Raw genomic sequence first — 24,594 nt, 5'->3', positions numbered from 1 at the left:
CTGCGCACGCACCTGCTCGACGTGACGGCCCTGGTCCAGGGCGGCCAGCTCCACCTCAGCTTCACCTACAGCCAGCACGTCCACACCGAGGCCACCGCGCGCACGCTGGCGGACGCCTTCCTGGACGCGCTGCGCGGGCTCATTGCCGGCCGCGCCTCGCCGGATGCGCTCCGCTACACCCCGGCGGACTTCCCGCTGGCGAGCCTCGAGCAGTCCGCGCTCGACCGCGTGCTGCCCACAGGCGAGCCCGTGGAGGACGTGTACCCGCTGTCGCCCCTGCAGCAGGGCATGCTCTTCCACTCGCTGCTGTCGCCCGGCTCCGGCGTGTACGTCACCCAGTACGCGTGGACGTTCGGCGCCCGCATCGACCTGGGCGCCTTCCGCCGCGCCTGGGAGGCCGTGGTGGAGCGCCATGCGCCGCTGCGCACCTCCTTCGCCTGGGAGGGCCTGGACGAGCCCCTCCAGGTGGTGAGCCCGCGCGTGGTGCTGCCGTGGGAGGAGCTCGACTGGCGCGGCCTCTCCACGGCCGAGCAGCAGGTCCGCTTCGACGCCCTGATGGTGTCGGACCGCTCCCGCGGCTTCAGCCTGTGCGAGACGCCGCTGATGCGGCTGACGGTGATGAAGCTGGATGACGGCGCGCACCGCGTCCTCTGGTCCTCGCACCACCTCCTGCTGGACGGCTGGAGCCTCGGCATCCTCTTCAAGGACCTCTTCGCCGCCTACGATGCCGAGGCGAAGGGCCAGCGCCCCTCGCTGGGCGCCGTGCCGGCCTTCCGTGAGTTCATCTCCTGGCTGCGCGGCAGCCCCGAGGAGCGCACGGAGACGTACTGGCGCCAGGCGCTGCTCGGCTTCACCGAGCCCACCCCGCTGCCGGGCGCCCTGCCCCCGCGCGCGGACGGCACGCCGTACCGCAAGGACGAGCGCTGGCTCAAGCTGAGCGCGGAGACGACGAAGACGCTGCACGCCTTCGCCCGCCAGCACCAGCTCACCGCCAACACCGTGCTGCAGGGCGCGTGGGCGCTGGTGCTGTCGCGCTACGCGGGCGTGGACGACGTCGTCTTCGGCACCACCGTCTCCGGCCGCTCCGCCGACGTCGCGGGCATCGAGCGCATGGTGGGCCTGTTCATCAACACCCTGCCCGTGCGCACCCGCATCGAGCCGCGGACGCCCGTGCTGCCCTGGCTGTCCGCGCTCAACGCGGGCATGCAGGAGCTGCGTCAGTACGAGCACACCCCGCTGGCGCGCATCCAGGCCTGGAGCGACGTGCCGCGTGGCCAGCTCCTCTTCGAGGGCCTGTACGTCTTCGAGAACTACCCCGTCGACGAGGCCGTGCAGTCCGGCGGCAGCGAGCTGGCGATTCGCGACTTCACCACGGCCGAGCAGTCGGACATGCCGTTCGTGGCCATCGTCTCGCCCGGCAAGCAGCTGGAGCTGCGGCTCGTCTACGACCTGCGCCGCTTCGAGACGGCCATCATGGACCGGCTGCTGCGCCACTGGACGGCGGTGCTGGAGTCCATGCTGGCCCGGCCCCAGGCGCTCCTGTCCACCATCTCCCTGCTGTCGGAGGAGGAGCGTGAGCAGGTCCTGGTGCGGTGGAACGACACCGCCGCCGCGTACCCGCGCGAGGCGGGCGTGCACCAGCTCTTCTCCGCGCAGGCGGCCCGCACCCCGGACGCCATCGCCGTGGAGGCCGAGGAGGGCACCCTCACCTACCGGCAGCTCGACGAGCGCTCCAACCAGCTCGCTCACCACCTGCGCACGCTGGGCGTCACCCCGGGCACGCGCGTGGCGCTGTGCCTGGAGCGCAACCTGGAGCTGCCCGTGGGCCTGCTCGGCATCCTCAAGGCCGGCGCCGCCTTCGTCCCGTTGGACCCGTCCTACCCGGCGGAGCGCCTGCAGACGATGCTCACGCAGACGGCCGTGTCCGTCCTCGTCACGCAGGAGCGGCTCGCCGACGAGCTGCCCGCCCACGTCCCGCTCCTCGTCTGCCTGGACTCCGAGTGGGACCAGGTGGCCCGCCAGCCGGTGTCCGCGCCCGACGCCTTCGTCAGCGCCGACAGCCTCGCGTACGTGATGTTCACCTCGGGCTCGACCGGTCAGCCCAAGGGCGTCGCCATTTCCCACCGCGGCATCACCCGCCTGGTGATGAGCGGCACGTTCATCCACTACGGGCCCGAGGAGGTCTTCCTCCAGCTCGCCCCCATCTCGTTCGACGCCTCGACGCTCGAGGTCTGGGGCGCGCTGCTGCACGGCGCGCGGCTGGTCCTCTTCCCGCCCCACGCGCCTTCACTCGAAGAGCTGGGCGCCGCGCTGGTGCGCCACCGCGTCACCACGCTGTGGCTGACGGCGGCCCTGTTCGAGCAGATGGCCGTGCACCAACCCGAGGCCCTGGCCTCGGTGCGCCAGGTGCTCGCCGGTGGTGACGCCCTGCCCGCGCAGCGCGTGCGTGAGCACCTGTCGCGCCTGGCCCCGGGCGCGGTGCTGGTCAACGGCTACGGCCCCACGGAGAACACGACGTTCACCGCGTGCCACCGCCTGGAGGCCGGCGCGTCGTTCGGCGCCTCCGTCCCCATCGGCCGCCCCATCTCCAACACCCGCACGTACGTGCTGGACGCGGACCTGAAGCCGGTGGCGCCGGGCGTGCCCGGTGAGCTGTACACCGGCGGCGACGGCCTGGCCTGGGGTTACCTGGGCCGCCCGGACCTCACCGCCGAGCGCTTCGTCCCCAGCCCCTTCGCGGCTGGCGAGCGCCTGTACCGCACGGGCGACAAGGTGCGCTGGCGGGAGGACGGAACGCTGGAGTTCCTCGGCCGCGTGGACTTCCAGGTGAAGGTGCGTGGCTTCCGCATCGAGCCGGGTGAGGTTGAGGCCGTCCTGCGCCTGCACTCGCGCGTGCAGGAGGCCGTCGTCGTCGTGCGCGAGGACGCGCCGGGCGACAAGCGCCTGGTGGCCTACGCCGTCGCGCCCGACACGGACGCGGCGGACCTCAAGGAGTTCCTGCGCCAGAAGCTGCCCGAGTACATGGTGCCCTCGGCGCTCGTGTGCCTGGAGTCGCTGCCCCTCACGCCCAACGGCAAGGTGGACCGGCGCGCCCTGCCCGCCCCGGAGCTGGAGGGCGCGGAGGGTGGCACGTACCTGGCGCCCCGCACCGCCACCGAGGGCGTGCTGGCCGGCATCTTCTCCGACGTGCTGGGCGTCAAGCGCGTGGGCCTCAACGACGACTTCTTCGAGCTGGGTGGCCACTCGCTGCTGGCCACGCAGATCATCTCGCGCATCCGCGCCGTGTTCGACCTGGAGCTGGCGCTGCGCGAGCTGTTCGAGGCGCCCACCCTCGGCGGCCTGGCCCGGCAGGTGGACGCCGCGCGGCTGGAGCGCCAGGGCCTGGGCATCCCCGCCCTCACGCCCGCGCCGCGCACGGAGGACCTGCCGCTGTCCTTCGCGCAGCAGCGGCTGTGGTTCATCGACCAGTTGGAGCCGGGCAGCCCGCTCTACAACATGCCCTCCGCGCTGCGCCTGCTGGGCGTGCTGGACGTGGGCGCGCTGGAGCGCTCCGTGTCCGACGTGGTGGAGCGCCACGAGGCGCTGCGCACCACCTTCGCCTCGCGCGACGGCGAGCCCGTGCAGGTCATCCACCCGGCCACCGCGCTGAAGCTGCCCGTGGTGGACCTGAGCACGCTGTCCGAGTCCGAGCGTCAGGCCGAGGTGCTGCGCCGCGCCCGCGAAGAGGCGCTGCAGCCCTTCGACCTGGCCGCGGGCCCCCTCTTCCGCGTCACCCTGCTGCGGCTGGGTGAGCAGGAGCACGTGCTGCTGTCGACGATGCACCACATCGTCTCCGACGCCTGGTCCACCGGCGTGCTGGTGCAGGAGCTGGGCACCCTCTACGCGGCGCACCTCGCGGGCACCCGCGCGGAGCTGCCGCCCCTGCCCGTGCAGTACGCGGACTTCGCGGCGTGGCAGCGCGGCTGGCTGCGCGACGAGGCGCTCCAGACGCGGCTGGACTACTGGAAGCAGCAGCTCGGCGGCGCGCCCGCCCTGCTGGAGCTGCCCACCGACAGGCCCCGCCCGTCCGTCCAGACGCGCAACGCCGCCCAGCGGCACGTCACCCTCCCGGCGGACCTGTCCGACGCGGTCAAGGCCCTGTCGCAGCGCCACGGCGCCACGCCGTTCATGACGCTGCTGGCCGCGTTCCAGGTGGTGCTGTCGCGCTACTCCGGCCAGGACGACGTCGTCGTCGGCTCCCCCATCGCCGGCCGCAACCGCGCGGAGACGGAGGGCCTCATCGGCTTCTTCGTCAACACCATCGCCCTGCGCACGCACGTGGACCCGCGCGCCTCCTTCGCCTCGCTGCTGGAGCAGGTGAAGGGCACCACCCTGGGGGCCTTCGACCACCAGGACGTGCCCTTCGAGAAGCTGGTGGAGGAGCTCCGTCCGGAGCGCAGCCTCAGCTACTCGCCGCTGTTCCAGGTGATGTTCTCCGTCCAGAACACCCCCATGGGTGGGCTGGAGCTGCCGGGCCTGCGCCTGGAGGGCCTGGGCACCACCGAGATTCCCCTCAAGTTCGACCTGGACCTCTCCTTCACGGAGACGCCCGCGGGCTTCGTCGGGACGCTCGACTACAACACCGACCTGTTCGACGCGGCCACCATGCAGCGCATGGTGGAGCACCTCGTCACGCTGGTGCGCGCCGCCGTGGCGGCCCCCGAGCAGGCCGTCTCCGCCCTTCCGCTGATGGACGAGGCCGAGCAGCACCGCCTGCTGGTGGAGTGGAACGACACCGCCGCCGCCTTCCCGGACGGCGCCAGCGTCCACCAGCTCTTCTCCGCCCAGGCCGCCCTCACGCCGGACGCGCTCGCCGTCGTCTCCGACGCGGGCTCGCTCACCTACGCGCAGCTCGACGTGCGCTCAGGCGTGCTGGCCGCGCACCTGCGCACGCTCGGCGTGGGCCCCGGCACGCTCGTCGCCCTGTGCATGGAGCGCTCGCTGGAGGTGCCCGTGGCCCTCTTCGGCGTGCTCAAGGCCGGCGGCGCCTACGTGCCGCTGGACCCGGCCTACCCGCGTGAGCGCCTGGCGTTCATGCTCCAGGACACCGCTGCCCCGGTGCTGCTCACCCAGCAGCACCTGCGCGGCGTGCTGCCCGAGGGCCCGGCCGTGGTGTGCCTCGACACCGGCTGGGAGGCCGGCTTCCGCGACACCGCCCTGCTCGACACGCCCGTCCCGGCGGAGAGCGCGGCGTACGTCATCTACACCTCCGGCAGCACGGGCCAGCCCAAGGGCACCGTCCTGTCGCACCGCTCGCTGGCCAACCACGCGGCGTGGATGCGCTCCACGCTGGCGCTGGGGCCGGGCGAGCGCGAGCTCCAGCTCACCTCGCTGAGCTTCGACGTGTCCGTGGCCGAGGTGTTCTCCGCCCTCCTCTCCGGCGCCACCCTCGTCATGGCCCCGCCGGAGGCCCACCGCGACCCGGCCATCCTGCGCGAGGCCCTGGTGCGCCACGACATCACCGTGCTCCAGGTGGTGCCGTCCATGCTGCGCGTGCTGCTGGAGGACCCGGCCCTGCGCACCGCCACGCGCCTGCGCTGGCTCATCTCCGGCGGCGAGGCGCTGCCGGCCGACCTGCCGCCGCGCGTGCGCGAGGTGCTGCCGCACGTGCGCCTCAACAACAACTACGGCCCCACCGAGACGACCATCGACGCCACGTCGTGGCTCGTGGAGGGCGCGTTCTCCTCGCCGGTGGCACCCATCGGCCGGCCCATGGCCAACGCCCAGGCGTACGTGCTGGACGCGCGCATGCGCCCGGTGCCCACGGGCGTGCCCGGCGAGCTGTACATGGGCGGCGTGGGCCTGGCCCGCGGCTACCTGCACCGCCCGCACCTCACGGCCGAGAAGTTCGTCCCCAACCCCTTCGCCACCGAGCCCGGCGCACGGCTGTACCGCACCGGCGACAAGGTGCGCTGGCTGGCGGACGGCACGCTCGACTTCCTGGGCCGCATCGACTTCCAGGTGAAGCTGCGCGGCCTGCGCATCGAGCTGGGGGAAATCGAGGCCGCCCTCAAGGCGCAGCCCGGCGTCCTCGACGCCACGGTGCTGGTGCGCGACGAGCGGCTGGTCGGCTACGTGGTCGGCCCGGTGGACACGACCGCGCTTCGTCAGGGTCTGGCGCGCGGCCTGCCCGAGTACATGGTGCCCCAGGCCTTCGTGACGCTGGCGGCCCTGCCCCTCACTCCCAACGGCAAGCTGGACCGCAAGGCCCTGCCCGCGCCGGACAGCGACGTCGACACGGCGGCCACCTTCATCGCCCCGCGCACGCCCACCGAGGCGACGCTGGCAGACCTGATGGCCGGGCTGCTGCGCCTGGAGCGCGTGGGCGCCGGGGACAGCTTCTTCTCCCTGGGCGGCCACTCGCTGCTGGCCACGCAGCTCGTCTCCCGCATCCGCGCGGCCTTCCGCGTGGAGCTGCCGCTGCGCGCCCTCTTCGAGGAGCCCACCGTGGCGGGCCTCGCCGCGCGCATCGACTCGGCCAGCCGGGAGCAGGCCGCCCCGCCGCTGGTGCCCGTGCCGCGCACGGATGCCCTGCCACTGTCCTTCGCGCAGCAGCGCCTGTGGTTCATCGACCAGCTGGAGCCGGGCAGCACCCTCTACAACATGCCCACCGCCCTCCGCCTGGAGGGCGCGCTGGACGTGCGCGCGCTGGAGCGGGCCTTCGACGGCCTGGTGCGCCGCCACGAGTCGCTGCGCACCACGTTCTCCACCCGCGACGGCGAGCCCGTGCAGGTCATCCACCCGGCGTCCGACTTCGCGCTGCCCGTGGTGGACCTGGGCGCGCTGCCCTCCGACGAGCGCCAGGCCCAGACCCGGCGCCACGTCAACGAGGAGGCGCGCAAGCCCTTCAACCTGAGCACCGGCCCGCTCCTGCGCGCCACGCTGCTGAAGCTGGACGCCCGGGAGTACGTGCTCCTGGTGACGCTGCACCACATCGTCACCGACGGCTGGTCCATGGACGTGCTGGTGCGCGAGCTGGCCGCGCTGTACGTGGCGAACGCCACGGGCACTCCGGCGGAGCTGCCCGCCCTGCCGGTGCAGTACGCGGACTTCGCGGCCTGGCAGCGCGGCTGGCTGCGTGGCGACGTGCTCCAGCGCCAGCTCGGCTTCTGGAAGCAGCAGCTCTCCGGCGCGCCGCCCGTGCTGGAGCTGCCCACCGACAGGGCGCGCCCGGCCGTGCAGACGCACCGGGGCGCCATGCTGCCCGTCCACCTGTCCGGTGAGCTGGCCGAGTCGCTGGCCGCGCTGGCCCAGCGCGAGGGCGCCACGCCCTTCATGGCGCTGCTCGCCGCCTTCCAGGTGCTGCTGTCGCGCTACTCGGGCCAGGAGGACATCTCCGTCGGCTCGCCCATCGCCGGCCGCGGCCGTGGCGAGACGGAGGGCCTCATCGGCTTCTTCGTCAACACGCTCGTCCTGCGCAACCAGGTGCGCCCGGAGGCCACCTTCCGGCAGTTGCTCGCCCAGGTGCGCGGCTCCACCCTGGCCGCCTACGAGCACCAGGACGTGCCCTTCGAGAAGCTGGTGGAGGAGCTGCAGCCGCAGCGCAGCCTCAGCCACTCGCCGCTGTTCCAGGTGATGCTCGTCCTGCAGAACACGCCCCAGCAATCGATGGAGCTGGGCCGTGGCCAGGAGGGCGTGGCCCCGCTGACGCTGTCGCAGCTGGAGGCGGAGGGGCTGGCGGCACAGTTCGACCTGACGCTGTCGCTCGCCCAGACGCCGCGCGGCCTGGAGGGCACCTTCGGCTACCGCACGGACCTGTTCGACGCGGCCACCGTCGCGCGCATGGCGGAGCACCTGGCCGTGCTCGTCCGGGGCGCCGTCGCGCATCCCGACGCGCCCCTGGCCGAGCTGCCCCTCATCGACGAGGCGGAGCGCCAGCAGCTGCTCTTCGGGTGGAATGGCGCGCGGGCCGAGTACCCGGCCCACGCCACCCTCCACACCCTCATCGAGGCCCAGGTGGACCGCACGCCCGACGCGGTGGCGCTGTCCTACGCGGGCACCTCGCTCACGTACCGGGAGCTGGACGCGCGGGCCAACCAGCTCGCGCGCCACCTGCGCATGCTGGGCGTCGGGCCCGAGGTGCGCGTGGGCCTCTTCCTGGAGCGCTCGCTGGAGATGGTCGTCGCCCTGCTGGCCACGCTGAAGGCCGGCGGCGCCTACGTGCCCTTCGACCCGGCCTACCCCGCCCAGCGCCTCGCCTGGATGCTGGAGGACGCGGCCGCGCCCGTCATCCTCACCCAGGAGCGCCTGGCCTCCGCGCTGCCCGCTCACTCCGCGCGCGTCGTGTGCCTGGATTCGGAGTGGGCCCACGTGGCCCGCCAGCCGACCTCGCGCCCGGTGCCGATGGCCCGCCCCGACTCGCTGGCCTACGTCATCTTCACCTCCGGCTCCACCGGCCGGCCCAAGGGCGCGATGAATGCCCACCGCGGCGTCGTCAACCGCCTGCTGTGGATGCAGCAGGAGTACGGCCTCACGCCCGCGGACACGGTGCTGCAGAAGACGCCGTTCAGCTTCGACGTGTCCGTGTGGGAGTTCTTCTGGCCGCTGATGACGGGCGCGCGGCTGGTGGTGGCACGCCCCGGCGGCCACCAGGAGCCGGCGTACCTCCTGCGCCTCATCGTCGAGGAGGCCGTCACCACGCTGCACTTCGTGCCCTCCATGCTCCAGGTGTTCCTGGAGGAGCCCGGGCTGGAGCAGTGCACCGCGCTCGAGCGCGTGGTGTGCAGCGGCGAAGCCCTTCCGCTGGAGCTGGCACAGCGCTGCCTGCAGCGGCTGCCCGGCGCCGGGCTGCACAACCTCTACGGCCCCACCGAGGCCGCCGTCGACGTGACGTACTACCCCTGCGTGCGCGACGAGTCGCACCGCTCGGTGCCCATCGGCCGGCCCGTGGCCAACACGCAGATCCGCATCCTGGATGCGGGCCTGCGCCCGGTGCCTGGCGGCGTGCCGGGTGAGCTGTTCATCGGCGGCGTGCAGGTGGGCCGGGGCTACCTGGGCCGCCCGGAGCTGACGGCCGAGCGCTTCATCCCGGACCCCTTCAGCGACACGCCGGGCGCCCGCCTCTACCGCACCGGCGATGTGGCGCGCTGGCTGGCGGACGGCACCGTCGAGTACCTGGGCCGTGCCGACTTCCAGGTGAAGGTGCGCGGCCTGCGCATCGAGCTCGGTGAAATCGAGTCCGCGCTGGAGCAGCAGCCCGCCGTGAAGCAGGCGGTGGTGATGGCCCGCGAGGACCGGCCCGGCGACAAGCGCCTGGTGGCCTACGTCATCGGAACGGACGTCTCCGTCGAATCGCTCCGTGCCGCCCTGTCGGCCCGGCTGCCCGAGTACATGGTGCCTCCGGCCTTCGTGGTCCTGGAGGCCTTCCCGCTGACGCCCAGCGGCAAGGTGGACCGCAAGGCGCTGCCCGTCCCGGAGCTGTCCACCTCCGCGGCCGAGTACGTCGCCCCGCGTACGCCCTCGGAGCAGACGCTCGCCGGCATCTGGGTGGAGCTGCTGCACGTGCCCCGCGTGGGCGCCACCGACAGCTTCTTCGAGCTGGGCGGCCACTCGCTGCTGGCCACGCAGCTCGTCTCCCGCATCCGCGCCGCCTTCAGCGTGGAGCTGCCGCTGCGCACCATCTTCGAGGCCCCCACCCTGGAGGCCCTCGCCCGCCGCCTCGACACCGAGGGCCCTGGCGTCATCGCGCCTCCGATGCTGCCGGCGCCTCGCAACCAGCCGCTGCCGCTCTCCTTCGCCCAGCAGCGGCTGTGGTTCCTGGACCAGATTGAGCCCGGCAGCCCCGCGTGGAACATGCCGGTGGCGCTGCGGCTGTCCGGCGCGCTGGACGCCGAGGCCCTGCGCCGGAGCCTCGAGGCCCTGGTGCACCGCCACGAGGCCCTGCGCACCACCTTCGGTGACGGGCCGGACGGCCCCGTGCAGGTCATCGCCGAGCCCGACACCCTGCGGCTGGACGTCGTCGACCTGAGCCCGCTGCCGCCCGAGCGGCGCGAGGCCGAGGCCCGCCGGCTGTCCGAGGCCGACGTGCTGCGGCCCTTCAACCTCTCCACCGGCCCGCTGCTGCGCACGTCCCTGCTGGTGCTCGACACCCAGGAGCACGTGCTGCTGCTCAACGTGCACCACATCGTCAGCGACGGCTGGTCCACGGGCGTCATGGTGCGCGAGCTGGCGGAGCTCTACGGGGCCTTCGTCTCCGGCAGGCCGTCGCCCCTGGCCCCGCTGCCCCTGCAGTACGCCGACTACGCCGCCTGGCAGCGCCAGTGGCTGGTGGGGGACACGCTGGAGGAGCAGCTCACCTGGTGGCGGCGTCAGCTCGACGGCGCGCCGAGCGAGCTGGAGCTGCCCACCGACAGGCCGCGCACGCCCGGCGCCGTACACAAGGGCCTGGGCATCCCCGTGGTGCTCTCGCGCGAGCTGTCCGACGCGGTGGAGGCGCTCTGCCGCCGCGAGGGCATCACCCCGTTCATGTTCCTGCTGGCCGCCTTCCAGCTGCTGCTGTCGCGCTACTCCGGCCAGGACGACATCGCCGTCGGCTCGCCGGTGGCCGGCCGCAACCGCGCCGAGCTGGAGGGGCTGGTCGGCTTCTTCCTCAACACCCTCGTCCTGCGCGCCCGCCTGGACGGGGAGCACTCCGTGCGCGAGCTGCTCGCCCAGGTGCGCGACACCGCCCTTGGCGCCTTCGCGCACCAGCACATCCCCTTCGAGCAGCTGCAGCCGATGCGCGTCGCCAACCAGGCGCAGCTGTTCCAGGTGATGTTCATCCTGCAGAACATGCCGGAGGCGGAGCTGAGCCTGCCGGGCCTGACGCTGCGGCCGATGGACAACGAGAGCAGCGTCGCCAAGTTCGACCTGACGCTGGCCCTCACGCGCAATGACGCCGGCTTCGTGGGCGCCATGGAGTACGCGGCGGACCTGTTCGACACCACCACCGCCCAGCGCATGGTGCGCCACCTGGGCACGCTGGTGGAGGCCATGGTCTCCGCGCCCGAGCGCCGGCTGTCCGCGCTGTCGCTGCTCTCCGGCGAGGAGCGCCAGCGGCTGCTGGTGGACTGGAGCGCCAGCCCGGCGCCCTACCCGGAGGTCTGCGTCCACACCCTCTTCGAGGAGCAGGTGCGCCGCGCGCCGGACGCGCTGGCCGCCTCCTTCGAGGGCGAGCACCTCACCTACGCGCAGCTGGACGCACGGGCCAACCAGCTCGCGCACGCCCTGCGCCGCCTGGGCGTCGGGCCCGAGGTCCGCGTCGCGCTCAGCGTGGAGCGCTCGCTGGACATCGTCGTGGGCCTGTTCGGCGTCCTCAAGGCCGGCGGCGCGTGGGTGCCGTTGGATCCGCTGCTGCCGCGCGAGCGCCTGTCCTTCATGCTGGAGGACAGCGGCGCCACCGCGCTGGTGACGCAGTCGCCGCTGGTGGACCGCTTCCCGGCGTCGTTCCGCGCCCGGACGCTGTGCCTGGACACGGATGGAGAGGCGCTGGCGCGCGAGAGCACCGAGGCCCCCGTCACCGACGTGGCGCCGTTCAACCTCGCGTACCTGCTCTACACGTCCGGCAGCACCGGCCTGCCCAAGGGCACCGCCATCGAGCACCGGGGCGTGTCCAACCTCGTCACGCAGGAAGCCATCTTCTACAGCATCGGCCCCGGCAGCCGCGTGCTGCAGTTCGCCAGCCTGTCGTTCGACCTGTCGGTGGAGGAGATCTTCACCACGCTGTGCTCCGGCGGCGCGCTCGTGCTGGCGCCCATGGAGAAGCTGATGCCGGGCGCGCCGCTCCAGCAGCTCATGCTGGACGAGAAGCTCACCGTCATCAGCGTCACGCCGGCCGCGCTCGGCGCCACGCCACATGAGGGCTACCCCGCGCTGCGCACCGTCATCTCCGGCGGCGAGGCCGTGTCCGCCGAGGTGGTGGGACGGTGGGCCCCGGGCCGCACGTTCATCAACGGCTACGGCCCCACGGAGACCACCGTCGTGGCCACGTTGGCCGTGTGCCTCCCGGATGGCCGCACGCCCGACATCGGCCGTCCCATGGGCAACATGCTCACCTATGTGCTGGACGCGCGCGGCGAGCCCGTGCCCGTGGGCGTCAAGGGCGAGCTGTACGTGGGTGGCGTGGGTGTGGCGCGCGGCTACGCGGGCCGCCCGTCTCTCACCGCCGAGCGCTTCGTGCCGGACGCCTTCTCCGGCGTGCCGGGCGCGCGCCTCTACCGCACCGGAGACGTGGTGCGGTGGCGCGACAACGGGACGCTGGACTACCTGGGCCGCGCGGACGCGCAGGTCAAGGTCCGTGGCTTCCGCATCGAGCTGGGTGAGGTGGAGTCCGCGCTGCTCAAGCTGCCCGCGGTGCGCGAGGCGGTGGTGGTGGCGCGCGAGGACGGCCCCGGCGGCAAGCGCCTGGTGGGCTACGTGGTGCTGCGCGACGGCTTCCAGCCGGACAGCGCCGCGCTGCGCACCGCCCTCAAGGACACGCTGCCCGAGTACATGGTGCCCGCGGCCGTGGTGCTGCTGCCGGCGATGCCCCTCACGCCCAACGGCAAGGTGGACCGCAAGGCCCTGCCCGCCCCGGACTTCGAGAGCGAGACCCGGGACTTCATCGCCCCCCGCACGCCCACCGAGCAGCGGCTGGCCGAGCTGTGGAGCCAGCTCCTCAACGTCCAGCGCATCGGCGCCAGCGACAACTTCTTCGACCTGGGTGGCCACTCGCTGCTGGCCACGCAGGCCATCAGCCGCATCCGCCTGGCGTTCAGCGTGGAGCTGCCCCTGCGCGGGCTGTTCGAGCAGCCCACCGTGGAGGGCGTGGCGCGCCTCATCGACGCCGCCCTCGCCGGCAAGGGCACTCCCGCGACGCCGCGCAAGCGCGACACCCGCGCGCTTTCGCTGCCCATCCTCCCGCTGGAGGAGGTCGCCGCGCGCGCGCCGGTGAAGCCCACCCCGGCGGAGACGGCCGACGCCGTGCCCGCGGTCCTCACCGAGGCGGAGCGGCACCGGGTGCTGGTGGAGTTCAACGACACCGCCACCGACTTCCCGCGCGAGTCCACCCTGCCGGACGTCTTCGCGCAGGTGGTGGCCCGCTACCCGGACAAGGTCGCCGTGGAGTTCGGCGGCGCGAAGCTCACCTACCGGCAGCTCGACGCGCGCGCCAACCAGCTCGCGTGGCACCTGCGCGGCCTGGGCGTGTCCACCGACACGCGCGTGGCCGTGGCCGTGGAGCGGTCGCTGGAGCTCATCGTGTCGCTGGTGGCCATCCTCAAGGCCGGCGGCGCCTACGTCCCGTTGGACCCGTCCTACCCGCGTGAGCGCCTGTTCAACATGCTGGAGGACTCGCGCCCGCTCGCGCTGGTGACGACGCGCGACGCCCTGTCGAAGCTGCCCGCCGAGGGCCTGTCCACCGTGGTGCTGGAGGAGACGGACGTCTCCTCGCTGCCCGTGACGGCGCCGCCGTCGATGGCCCTGCCGGAGAGCCTGGCGTACATCGACTTCACCTCCGGCTCCACCGGCCGGCCCAAGGGCGTGGGCACGCTGCACGTGGGCGTGCTCCGCGTCGTCTTCGGCGTGGACTACGCGCGCTTCGGTCCGGACGAGACGCTGCTCCAGCTGGCTCCCATCTCCTTCGACGCGTCCACGTTCGAAATCTGGGGCGCGCTGCTGCACGGCGCGCGCCTGGTGGTGATGCCGCCCCGCGCGCCGTCGCTGGAGGAGCTGGGCCGGGTGGTCCGCGAGGCCGGCGTGACGACGCTGTGGCTGACCACGGGCCTCTTCGTCCAGGCCGTGGAGTCGCACCTGGAGGCGCTGCGCCCGGTGAAGCAGCTGCTCACCGGCGGTGACGTGATGTCGGCGGCGCACTACCGCCGCGCCCTGGAGACGCTGCGCATCCCCGTCTCCCACGCCTACGGCCCCACGGAGACGACGGTGTTCGCCAGCTGCGTCCAGCTGACGGACGCGTCCCAGACGGGGGAGACCGTCACCATCGGACCTCCGCTCGGCAACACGCGGGTGTACCTGCTGGACGAGGCCGGCCAGCCGGTGCCCACCGGCGCCACCGGCGAGGCGTTCATCGGCGGCGAGGGCGTGGCCCGCGGCTACGTGGGCCAGCCGCACCTCACCGCCGAGCGCTTCGTCCCCGACCCGTTCTCCGGCATCCCCGGCGCGCGCCTCTACCGCACCGGCGACCTGCTGCGCTGGCGCCCGGACGGCATGCTGGAGTTCGTCGGCCGCGCCGACGCCCAGGTGAAGGTGCGTGGCTTCCGCATCGAGCTGGGTGAAATCGAGAACGCCCTGCTCGCCTTCCCCGAGGTGCGCGAGGCGGTGGTGGTGGCCCGCGAGGACGGCCCCGGCGACAAGCGCCTGGTCGGCTACGTCGTCGCGCCTGAGTCGCTGGACGTGCTGGCCCTGCGCGCCTTCGTGAAGGAGCGGCTGCCCGAGTACATGGTGCCCTCCGCCATCGGGCGGCTGGACGCCATGCCGCTCACGGCGAACAGCAAGATTGACCGCAAGGCCCTCCCGGCCCCGTCCACCTTCCAGACCCGCGCCCTGACGCGCGCGCCGCGCACCGAGCGCGAGCGCGAGCTGGCGGCCATCTGGGCCCGCGCGCTCCACCTGGACGCGGTGGGTGCCGAGGACGACTTCTTCGAGCTGGGTGGCCACTCGCTGACGGCCACGCAGGTGCTGTCGCGCATCCGCCAGCACTTCCGCGTGGAGCTGTCCTTCGGCGAGTTCTTCTCCGCCCCCACCATCGCCGCCCTGGCCCAGCGCATCGACGAGCGGATGGCGAGCCGGACGGCGTCCGCGCAGCCGCTGCTCAGGCCCCGCGCCCAGGGCACGACGCTGCCGCTGTCCTTCGCGCAGCAGCGCCTGTGGTTCTTCGCGAAGCTGGACCCGGACAGCGCCGCCTACAACCTGCCCTTCGCCGTGCGGCTGGAGGGTGAGCTGGACGTGCCCGCCCTGGCACGCGCCCTGCGCGACGTGATGCAGCGCCACGAGTCCCTGCGCACCACGTTCCAGGAGCACGAGCACCAGCCCATCCAGGTCATCGCGGAGCGGCCCGAGCTGCCCGCGGGCTACGTGGACCTGGGCGCGCTGCCCGAGGCCGAGCGGCGCGACTCGCTGCAGCGGCTCATCGACCACGACGCGCTCCAGCCCTTCGACATGGAGGCCGGCCCGCTCTGGCGCGTCCACCTGGTGCGGCTGGCCGGGCAGGAGCACGCGCTGCTGCTCAACCTGCACCACGTGATTTCGGACGGCTGGTCCATGGGCGTCCTCTTCAGCGAGCTGGCCGCGCTGTACTCGGCCCACGCCACGGGCCGGCCCGCGCTCCTGGAGCCGCTGCCGGTGCAGTACCCGGACTACGCGCTGTGGCAGCGCGAGTGGCTGCGCGACGAGGTGATGGACGCGCAGCTCGGCTACTGGAAGCAGCAGCTGCAGGGCGCCCCCCGGGCCCTGGAGCTGCCTGGCGACAGGCCGCGCCCGGCCACGCAGACGTTCCGTGGCGCGACGCTGCCGTTCCACTACCCGAAGGAGCTGTCGGACGCGCTGGACGCCCTCTGTCGCCAGGAGGGCGCCACGCCCTCCATGGTGGTGCTGGCCGCCTTCCAGGCGCTGCTGGCCCGCTACTCCGGCCAGGACGACGTGAGCATCGGCTCGCCCATCGCAGGCCGCACGCACGCGGAGCTGGAAGGGCTCATCGGCTTCTTCGTCAACACGCTGGTGCTGCGCACGAAGCTGGAGGGAGACCCCAGCTTCCGCGCGCTGCTCGCCCGCGTGCGCGGCACCACGCTCGGCGCTTACACCCACCAGGACGTCCCGTTCGAGAAGCTGGTGGAGGTGGTGCGTCCCGACCGCGACGCGAGCCGCTCGCCGCTGTTCCAGGTGATGCTCGCGTACCAGAACGCGCCCATGCCCCAGGTGATGGGCCCGGGGCTGCGGCTCGTCCCTGTCGAAATCGAGCAGACCTCCGCGAAGTTCGACCTCACGCTGGCCGTCAACGACGACGGCAACGGGCTGGTGGGCTCGCTGGAGTACAGCACCGACCTGTTCGACGCCTCGACGGCGGCGCGGATGGTGGACCACCTGCGCGAGCTGCTCGCTGGCGCGCTGGCGGACCCGGACCGTCCGCTGTCCACCGTGCCCATGCTCACGGCCGAGGAGCGGAAGCTGCTCTTCCACGGCTGGCGTGAGCCGGCCGCGTCCAATGCGGCCCATGCCGGCCTGCACCGGCTGCTCCAGGCCCAGGCAAGGCTGACGCCGGACACGGTGGCCGCGGAGCTGGACGGCCAGTCGCTCACCTGGGGCGAGCTGCACCAGCGCGCCCGCGAGGTGCACCGCTCGCTGCTCGCGCGTGGGCTGGTGGAGCTGCCCGCGCCGCCTCCGCTCGTGCCCGCGCCGCGCACGGGTGCGGCGCTGCCGGTGTCCTTCGCCCAGCAGCGGCTGTGGCTGCTCGACCAGCTGGAGCCCGGCAACGCGACGTACAACATCCCGACGGCGGTGCGGCTCGAGGGTGCGCTGAACGTGGAGGCCCTGCGTCAGGGCCTCACCGAGCTGGTGCGCCGCCACGAGTCGCTGCGCACCACCTTCCGTGAGCAGCAGGGCGAGCCCCTGCAGGTCATCGCGCCCGCCTCCGCGCTGCCGCTGCGCGTGGTGGACCTGAGCGGCCTGGGCACGAGCGCGGCCGCGGAGGCCCGCCGCCTGCTGACGGAGGAGATTGCCACCGGCTTCGACCTCGTCGCCGGCCCGCTGCTGCGCGCGATGCTGGTGAAGCTGGCTCCGACCGAGCACGTGCTGTTGCTCAACATGCACCACGTCATCTCGGACGGCTGGTCCATGGGTGTGCTGGTGCGCGAGCTGGCGGCGCTCTACGGCGCCTTCGGCCAGGGCCAGCCCTCGCCGCTGCCCGAGCCGACGCTGCAGTACGCCGACTACGCCGTGTGGCAGCGCGGGTGGCTCCATGGCGAGGTGCTGGACGCGCAGCTGGCGTACTGGCGCCACCACCTCGCGGGCGCCGCGCCGCTGCAGCTGCCCACCGACAAGGTGCGCCCGCCGGTGAAGACGTTCCGGGGCGCCTTCGTCCCCGTCGCCCTGCCCCAGGCCGTGGCCCAGGCCCTCAAGGCCCTGTGCCAGCGTGAAGGCGTCACGCCCTTCATGGTGCTGCTGGCCGCGTGGCAGGCGCTGCTGGCCCGCTACAGCGGACAGCAGGACATCTGCGTCGGCACACCCGTCGCCGGTCGCCAGCGCGCGGAGACGGAGGAGCTCATCGGCTTCTTCGTCAACACGCTGGTGCTGCGCTCCGAGGTGTCCGGAGAGCAGTCCTTCCGCGAGCTGCTGAAGCAGGTGAGGGAGACGGCCCTGGGCGCGTACGCGCACCAGGACGTGCCCTTCGAGCGACTGGTGGAGGAGCTACGCCCCGAGCGCGACCTGAGCCGCACGCCGCTCTTCCAGGTCCTCTTCGCCCTGCAGAACGCGGGAGGCGAGAGCGCGCAGGAGCTGCCCGGCCTGGCCCTGCGCCCGGTGGAGGTCGAGTACCGCGTCGCGAAGTTCGAGCTGGAGCTGAACCTGACGGAAGCGGCCGACGGCATCTTCGGCTCGCTGGGCTACAACACCGACCTCTTCGACGCGGCGACGCCCGCGCGCATGGCGGAGCACTTCCGCGTGCTGGTGGAGGCCCTGGTTGCCCGGCCCGAGGCGCCCCTGGCGTCCGTCTCCATGCTGACGGCCGAGGAGCGTCACCAGGTCCTGGTCGACTGGAACGCCACCGTCACCGAGTACCCGCGCGGCTCCACGCTGCCCGAGGTCTTCGCGCAGGTGGTGGCCCGCTACCCGGACAAGGTCGCCGTGGAGTTCGGCGGCGCGAAGCTGACCTACCGGCAGCTCGACAAGCGCGCCAACCAGCTGTCCTGGCACCTGCGCGCCCTCGGTGTGTCCACCGACTCGCGCGTGGCGCTGGCCGTGGACCGCTCGGTGGAGCTCATCGTCTCGCTCCTCGCCATCCTCAAGGCCGGCGGCGCCTACGTCCCGCTGGACCCGTCGTACCCGCGTGAGCGCCGCGCGGCCATGATGGAGGACTCGCGCCCCCGCGTGCTCGTCACCACCCGCGCGCTGCTGCCGAAGCTGCCGCACCGGAGCGTGGTCACCCTGGTCCTGGAGGATAACGACCCCTCCCAGCAGCCCGACACCGCGCCGCCGTTCGCCGGGCTGCCCGACAGCCTCGCGTACATCGACTTCACGTCCGGCTCCACCGGCCGCCCCAAGGGCGTCGGCACGCCGCAGGCGGCAGTCCTGCGCACCGTGTTCGGCGTCGACTACGCCCACCTGGGCCCGGATGAGACGTTCCTCCTCATCGCGCCGGTCTCCTTCGACGCGTCCACCCTGGAGCTGTGGGCGCCGCTGCTGCACGGCGGCCGCCTGGTCGTCTTCCCGCCGCACTCGCCCTCCGACGTGCACGAGCTGGAGCGGGTGCTGGTGAAGCACTGCGTCACGACGCTGCACCTCACCGCCGGCCTCTTCACCCAGGTGGTGGACAACCACCTGTCCGCCCTGCGCGGCGTGCGCCAGCTGCTCACCGGTGGCGACGTCGTGAGTGCGCCGCATGTCCGCCGCGTCCTCGAGGAGCTGAAGATTCCGGTGACGGCCTGCTACGGCCCGACGGAGACCACGCTCTTCGCCTCGTGCCACCGCATGACGCACGTGGCCCACGTGGGCACCGCCGTGCCCATCGGAAAGCCCATCGGCAACACCCGCGTCTACGTGCTCGACGCGGCCGGCCAGCCCGTGCCTGCTGGCATCGTCGGCGAGCTGTTCATCGGCGGCGACGGCGTGGCTCGTGGCTACGTGGAGCAGTCCGCCCTCACCGCCGAGCGCTTCGTCCCCGATGCCCTCTCCGGCGTCCCGGGCGCCCGCCTCTACCGCACGGGCGACCTGGCCCGCTGGCGCAACGACGGCGTGCTGGAGTTCCTCGGCCGCGCCGACGCCCAGGTGAAGGTGCGCGGCTACCGCATCGAGCTGGCGGAAGTGGAAACCGCCCTGCTGGCCTTCCCCGAGGTGGGCCAGGCCGTGGCGCTGGTGCGCGAGGACGTGCCCGGCGACAAGCGCCTGGTGGGCTACGTCGCGGCGCCCGAGTCGCTCGACATGGCCACCCTGCGCGCGGCCCTGAAGCAGCGGCTGCCCGAGTACATGGTGCCCTCCGCGCTGGTGCGGCTGGACACCCTGCCCCTCACGGCCAACGCCAAGGTGGACCGCAAGGCGCTGCCCGTACCGGAGTCCGTCGCCGCCGCGCCAGACGCGGAGTACGTCGCGCCGCGCACGCCCACCGAGGCGAAGCTGGCGGAGCTGTTCGCCGCCGTCCTGCGCCTGCCGCGCGTGAGCGTCACCGGCAACTTCTTCGAGCTGGGCGGCCACTCCCTGCTGGCCATGCAGCTCGTCTCCCGCGTGCGCTCCGCGTTCGGGGTGGAGCTGCCCCTGCGCGTCCTCTTCGAGGCGCCCACCGTGGCCGCCCTCGCCACGTACATCGACTCGCAGCAGGGCTCCGGGCGCGAGCTCCAGGCGCCCGACCTGGTGGCGCGTGCCTCCGGCGTCGACCGGCTGCCGCTGTCCTTCGCGCAGCAGCGGCTGTGGTTCCTCGAGCAGCTCCAGCCGGGCTCGGCCTACAACATGCCGTCGCCGGTGCGCCTCACGGGAGCGCTGGACGTCGCCGCGCTCGAGCGCGCCCTGGATGCGCTCATCCAGCGCCACGAGTCCCTGCGCACCACCTTCGCCTCCCACCAGGGCGAGCCCGTGCAGGTCATCCACCCGGTCTCCGCCTGGCGGCTGCCCGTGGTGGACCTGAGCGCGCTGCCCGGCGAGGAGCGCGAGGCCGAGGCCCGCCGGCTGGCCGGCGAGGACGCCGACCGCCCGTTCGACCTGTCCGAAGGGCCGCTCTTCCGCGCCGCGCTGCTGAAGCTGGCGGCGGAGGACCACGTGCTGCTGCTGACGATGCACCACATCGTCTCCGACGGCTGGTCCATGGGCATCCTCGTGCGCGAGCTGGCCGCGCTGTACGAGACGCTCGCCACGGGCGGAACGCCCCAGCTCCCGCCGCTGCCGGTGCAGTACGCGGACTTCGCGCTGTGGCAGCGCGACTGGCTGCGCGGCGAGGTGCTGGAGGCGCAGCTCGGCTACTGGAAGCAGCAGCTCAGCGGCGCGCCCCAGGCCCTGGAGCTGCCCACCGACAGGCCGCGCCCGGCCGTGCAGACGTTCGCCGGGGCGCTGCTCCCGTTCGTGCTCCCGTCCGCGCTGTCGCAGCGGGTGGAGACGCTCGCCCGCGAGCACAACGCCACCGCCTTCATGGTGCTGCTGGCGGCGTTCCAGACGCTGCTGCACCGCTACTCGGGTCAGGACGACGTCGTCGTGGGCTCGCCCATCGCCGGCCGCAACCGCACGGAGACGGAGGGCCTCATCGGCTTCTTCGTCAACTCGCTGTCCCTGCGCGCGCGCTTCTCCGATGAGGCGACCTTCACGTCCCTGCTGCGTCAGGTGCGTGAGACGACGCTGGGCGCCTACGCGCACCAGGACGTGCCCTTCGAGAAGCTGGTGGAGGTGCTGCACCAGGAGCGCGACCTGAGCCGCTCGCCGGTGTTCCAGGTCATGTTCGCCGTGCAGAACCTGCCGGACTCCGAGCTGTCGCTGCCCGGCCTGACGCTGTCCGCCCTGGACTCGTCGGGTGGTACGGCCGCCAAGTTCGACCTCTCGCTGTCCATCCAGACGGACGCGGGCGGGCTGCAGGGCTCGCTGAGCTACAACACCGACCTGTTCGACGCGGCCACCATGAAGCGCCTGGTGGAGCACCTGGGCACGCTGCTGGAGTCCGCCGCCGCCAACCCCGGCCAGCGCCTCTCCGAGCTGGCGCTGATGCCCGCGGCCGAGCGGCACCAACTGCTGGTGGAGTGGAACCAGACGGCCGCGGCGTTCGACGAAGGCGCCTGCATCCACGAGCTGTTCGAGGCCCAGGTGGCCAGGACTCCTGATGCCGAGGCCCTGTGCTTCGGCGCCGAGTCGCTCAGCTACCGCGAGCTGGATGCCCGCGCCAACCGGCTCGCCCACGAGCTGCGCACCCGGGGCATCCGTCCCGACACGCGTGTGGCCCTGTGCGTGGAGCGCTCGTTCGACCTCGTCATCGGCATGCTGGGCGTGCTCAAGGCCGGCGGCGCCTACGTCCCGCTCGACCCGGCCTACCCGCGCGAGCGCCTGGACTTCATGCTCCAGGACTCTGGCGCCACCGTCCTGCTGACCCAGGACCACCTGCGCGACACGCTGCCGGCCTTCTCCGGCGACGTGCTGGCGCTCGACACCGCCGGGCTGTCCCACCACCCGGCCACCGCGCCGGCCCGCGTGGGCACGGCGGACCACCTCGCGTACGTCATCTACACCTCCGGCTCCACTGGCCGCCCCAAGGGCGTCATGGTGGCCCACCGCGGCGTGCCCAACCTGACGCGCCATATGGCCCAGGCCACCGGCCTCGAGCCCGGCCAGCGCGTGCTCCAGTTCGCCTCCTACAGCTTCGACGCCTCCGTGCACGAGGTGATGACGACGCTGCTGCACGGCGCCACCCTGGTGCTGGCAGCTCGCGAAGCACTGATGCCCGGCCAGGCCCTGACGGACACGCTGCGCACCCAGGCCATCGACTCCGTGCTGCTGCCGCCGTCCGTCCTGGCCGTGCTGCCCACGGAAGGCCTGGAGACGCTGGGCACCCTCATCACTGGCGGCGAGGCCTGCAGCGCCGAAGTCGTGGCGAAGTGGGCCCCGGGCCGGCGCTTCTTCAACGTCTACGGCCCCACCGAAGACACCGTCATCGCCCTCCTCCATGACTGCCAGCCGGATGGCCAGCGTCCGCCGCTGGGCAAGGCGCTCTCCAACACGCGCCTCTACGTGCTGGACCGGCACCTGCGTCCGGTACCCATGGGCGTCTCCGGAGAGCTGTTCATCGGCGGCGTGGGCCTGGCTCGCGGCTACCTCGGCCGACCGGAGCTGACCGCGGAGCGCTTCATCCCCGACGCCTTCAGCACCGAGCCGGGCGCTCGCCTCTACCGCTCGGGCGACCTCGTGCGCTGGAAGGCGGACGGCACGCTCGACTTCCTGGGCCGCACCGACTTCCAGGTGAAGCTGCGTGGCTTCCGCATCGAGCTGGGTGAAATCGAGGCCGTGCTGAACGCCCACACCGGCGTGCAACAGACCCTGGTGCTGTTGCGCGAGGACCGGCCGGGCGACAAGCGCCTCGTCGCGTACGTGGTGCCCGCGCCGGGTGCCACGCTGGAGACGGAGACGCTCCGCGCCGCCCTCAAGCAGCGGCTGCCCGAGCACATGGTGCCGTCCGCCTTCGTGGTGATGGACGAGCTGCCGCTCACGCCCAACGGCAAGGTGGACCGCAAGGCCCTGCCCGTGCCGGACGCCGCCGTCGGCAGCACCGGCTACGTCGCCCCGCGCACTCCCACCGAGGAGCTGCTAGCGACCATCTGGGCGCAGGTGCTCGGTGTCGCGAGGGTCGGCGCGGAGGACCACTTCTTCGAGCTGGGTGGACACTCGCTGCTGGCCACGCAGGTCATCTCGCGCATCCGCGTCGCCTTCAGTGTGGAGTTGCCCCTGCGGGCCCTCTTCGAGGCGCCGGTCCTCTCCGCGCTCGCAAGGCGCATCGACGAGGCCCGCCGCTCGACGGCCGTCCAGGTTCCGCCCTTGGCGCCTGTCTCGCGCGAGGGCGCGCTGCCGCTGTCCTTCGCGCAGCAGCGGCTGTGGGTCATCGACCAGCTGGAGCCCGGAAGCTCGACGTACAACATGCCGACGGCCCTGCGCCTGCGCGGGCCGCTGGACGTGAGCGCGCTGGAGCAGGCGTTCACCTCGCTGGTGGAGCGTCACGAGTCGCTGCGCACCACCTTCGCCTCCAACGGGGGCGAGCCGGTGCAGGTCATCCACCCGGCCACGGCGTTCCAACTGCCCGTGGTGGACCTGGGCGCGCAGCCCGCCGAGCAGCGCGAGGCCGAGGCCCTGCGCCTGGCCACCGAAGAAGGCGTGCGCCCGTTCGACCTGGAGCACGGGCCGCTGTTCCGCGCCCTGCTGCTGCGGCTGTCCGCCGACGACCACGTGCTCATCGGGACGCAGCACCACATCGTGTCCGATGGCTGGTCCATGGGCGTGCTGATGCAGGAGCTGACCGCGTTCTACGCGGCGCATGTCAACGGCCAGCCCGCGCAGCTGCCGGCCCTGCCCGTGCAGTACGCCGACTTCGCCGCCTGGCAGCGCTCGTGGCTCAAGGACGAGGCCCTGGAGCGCCAGCTGGCTTACTGGCGGAAGCAGCTCACCGGCGCGGCTCCCGTGCTGGAGCTGCCTACCGACAAGCCTCGCCCGGCCGTCCAGTCCAACCGCGGTGCCTACCAGCCCGTGCAGCTGTCCAAGTCCGTCACGGACGCGCTGCTAGCCCTCTGCCAGCGTGAAGGCATCACGCCCTTCATGGCGCTGCTCACCGTCTGGCAGATGCTGCTGGCCCGCTACTCCGGCCAGGAGGACATCTCCATCGGCTCCCCCATCGCCGGTCGTACCCGTGCGGAGACGGAAGGCCTCATCGGCTTCTTCGTCAACACACTGGTGCTCCGCGGCCAGGTGAGCCCCGAGGCCACCTTCCGTGAGCTGCTGGCCCGCGCCCGCGCCGCCACCCTCGGCGCCTACGAGCACCAGGACGTCCCGTTCGAAAAGCTCGTCGAGGAGCTGCGTCCACAGCGCAGCTTCAGCCACTCGCCTCTCTTCCAGGTGATGCTGGTGCTGCAGAACACCCCTGTCTCCACCATGGAGGTCAAGGGTGGCGCCCAGAGCGGCCCGCCGCTGCGCCTGGAGGCCTTCGACGCCGACGTCCAGACGACGAAGTTCGACCTGACGCTGTCGCTGAGTGAGACGCCGGAAGGCCTGGCTGGAACGCTGGGCTACCGCACCGACCTGTTCGAGCAGGCCACCATCGCCCGGATGGTGCAGCACCTCGCCACCCTGCTGGAGGCGGCGATCCACGCCCCCGACTCTCGCGTGGGTGACCTGCCGCTGCTGCCTGCTTCCGAGCGTCACCAGCTCGTGGCCGGATGGAACGACACCCGTCGCGAGCTGCCGTGGACCGGCGCGCTGCATGAGCGCTTCGAGGCCCAGGCCGCCCTCACGCCGGACGCCCTCGCTGTCCTCGATGACTCGGCCTCGCTCTCCTTCGGCCTGCTCAACCGCCGCGTCAACCAGCTCGCCCGCTGGCTGCGGACGCGGGGGGTGGGCCCCGAGGTGCGCGTCGCCCTGTGCATGGAGCGTGGCGTCGACATGGTCGTCGCCGTCCTCGCCATCCTCAAGGCCGGTGGTGCCTACGTCCCCATGGACCCGGCCTACCCGCGCGAGCGCCTGGCCTTCATGCTCCAGGACTGCGGCGCACGCCTCGCCCTTACCCAGCGCCACCTGTCCGAGCGCTTCGAGGGCTCCACCGCGGAAGCGGTGTTCGTCGATGACGAAGCGGTGCGCGAGCAGCTCTCGCGTGAGTCGGACGCCAACCTGGCGCACGTCACCGCGCCCGAGCACGTCGCCTACGTC

The 24,594-nt window shown here is 72.8% G+C and carries 1 protein-coding gene (running past both ends of the window); it reads left to right on the top strand.

Every position in this 24,594-nt window falls within one protein-coding gene, locus tag LXT23_RS47680, for a non-ribosomal peptide synthase/polyketide synthase, read on the top strand. The gene is 47,217 nt long; 10,917 of those nucleotides lie to the left of the window and 11,706 to its right, leaving coding positions 10,918-35,511 in view, spanning codon 3,640 (complete) through codon 11,837 (complete); the first codon wholly inside the window starts at position 1. Both the start codon and the stop codon lie outside the window.

Source organism: Pyxidicoccus xibeiensis (assembly GCF_024198175.1).
Lineage (GTDB): Bacteria > Myxococcota > Myxococcia > Myxococcales > Myxococcaceae > Myxococcus > Myxococcus xibeiensis.
Note: the sequence above shows the minus strand (reverse complement) of the source record. Positions and strands in the feature narration are given on the sequence as shown.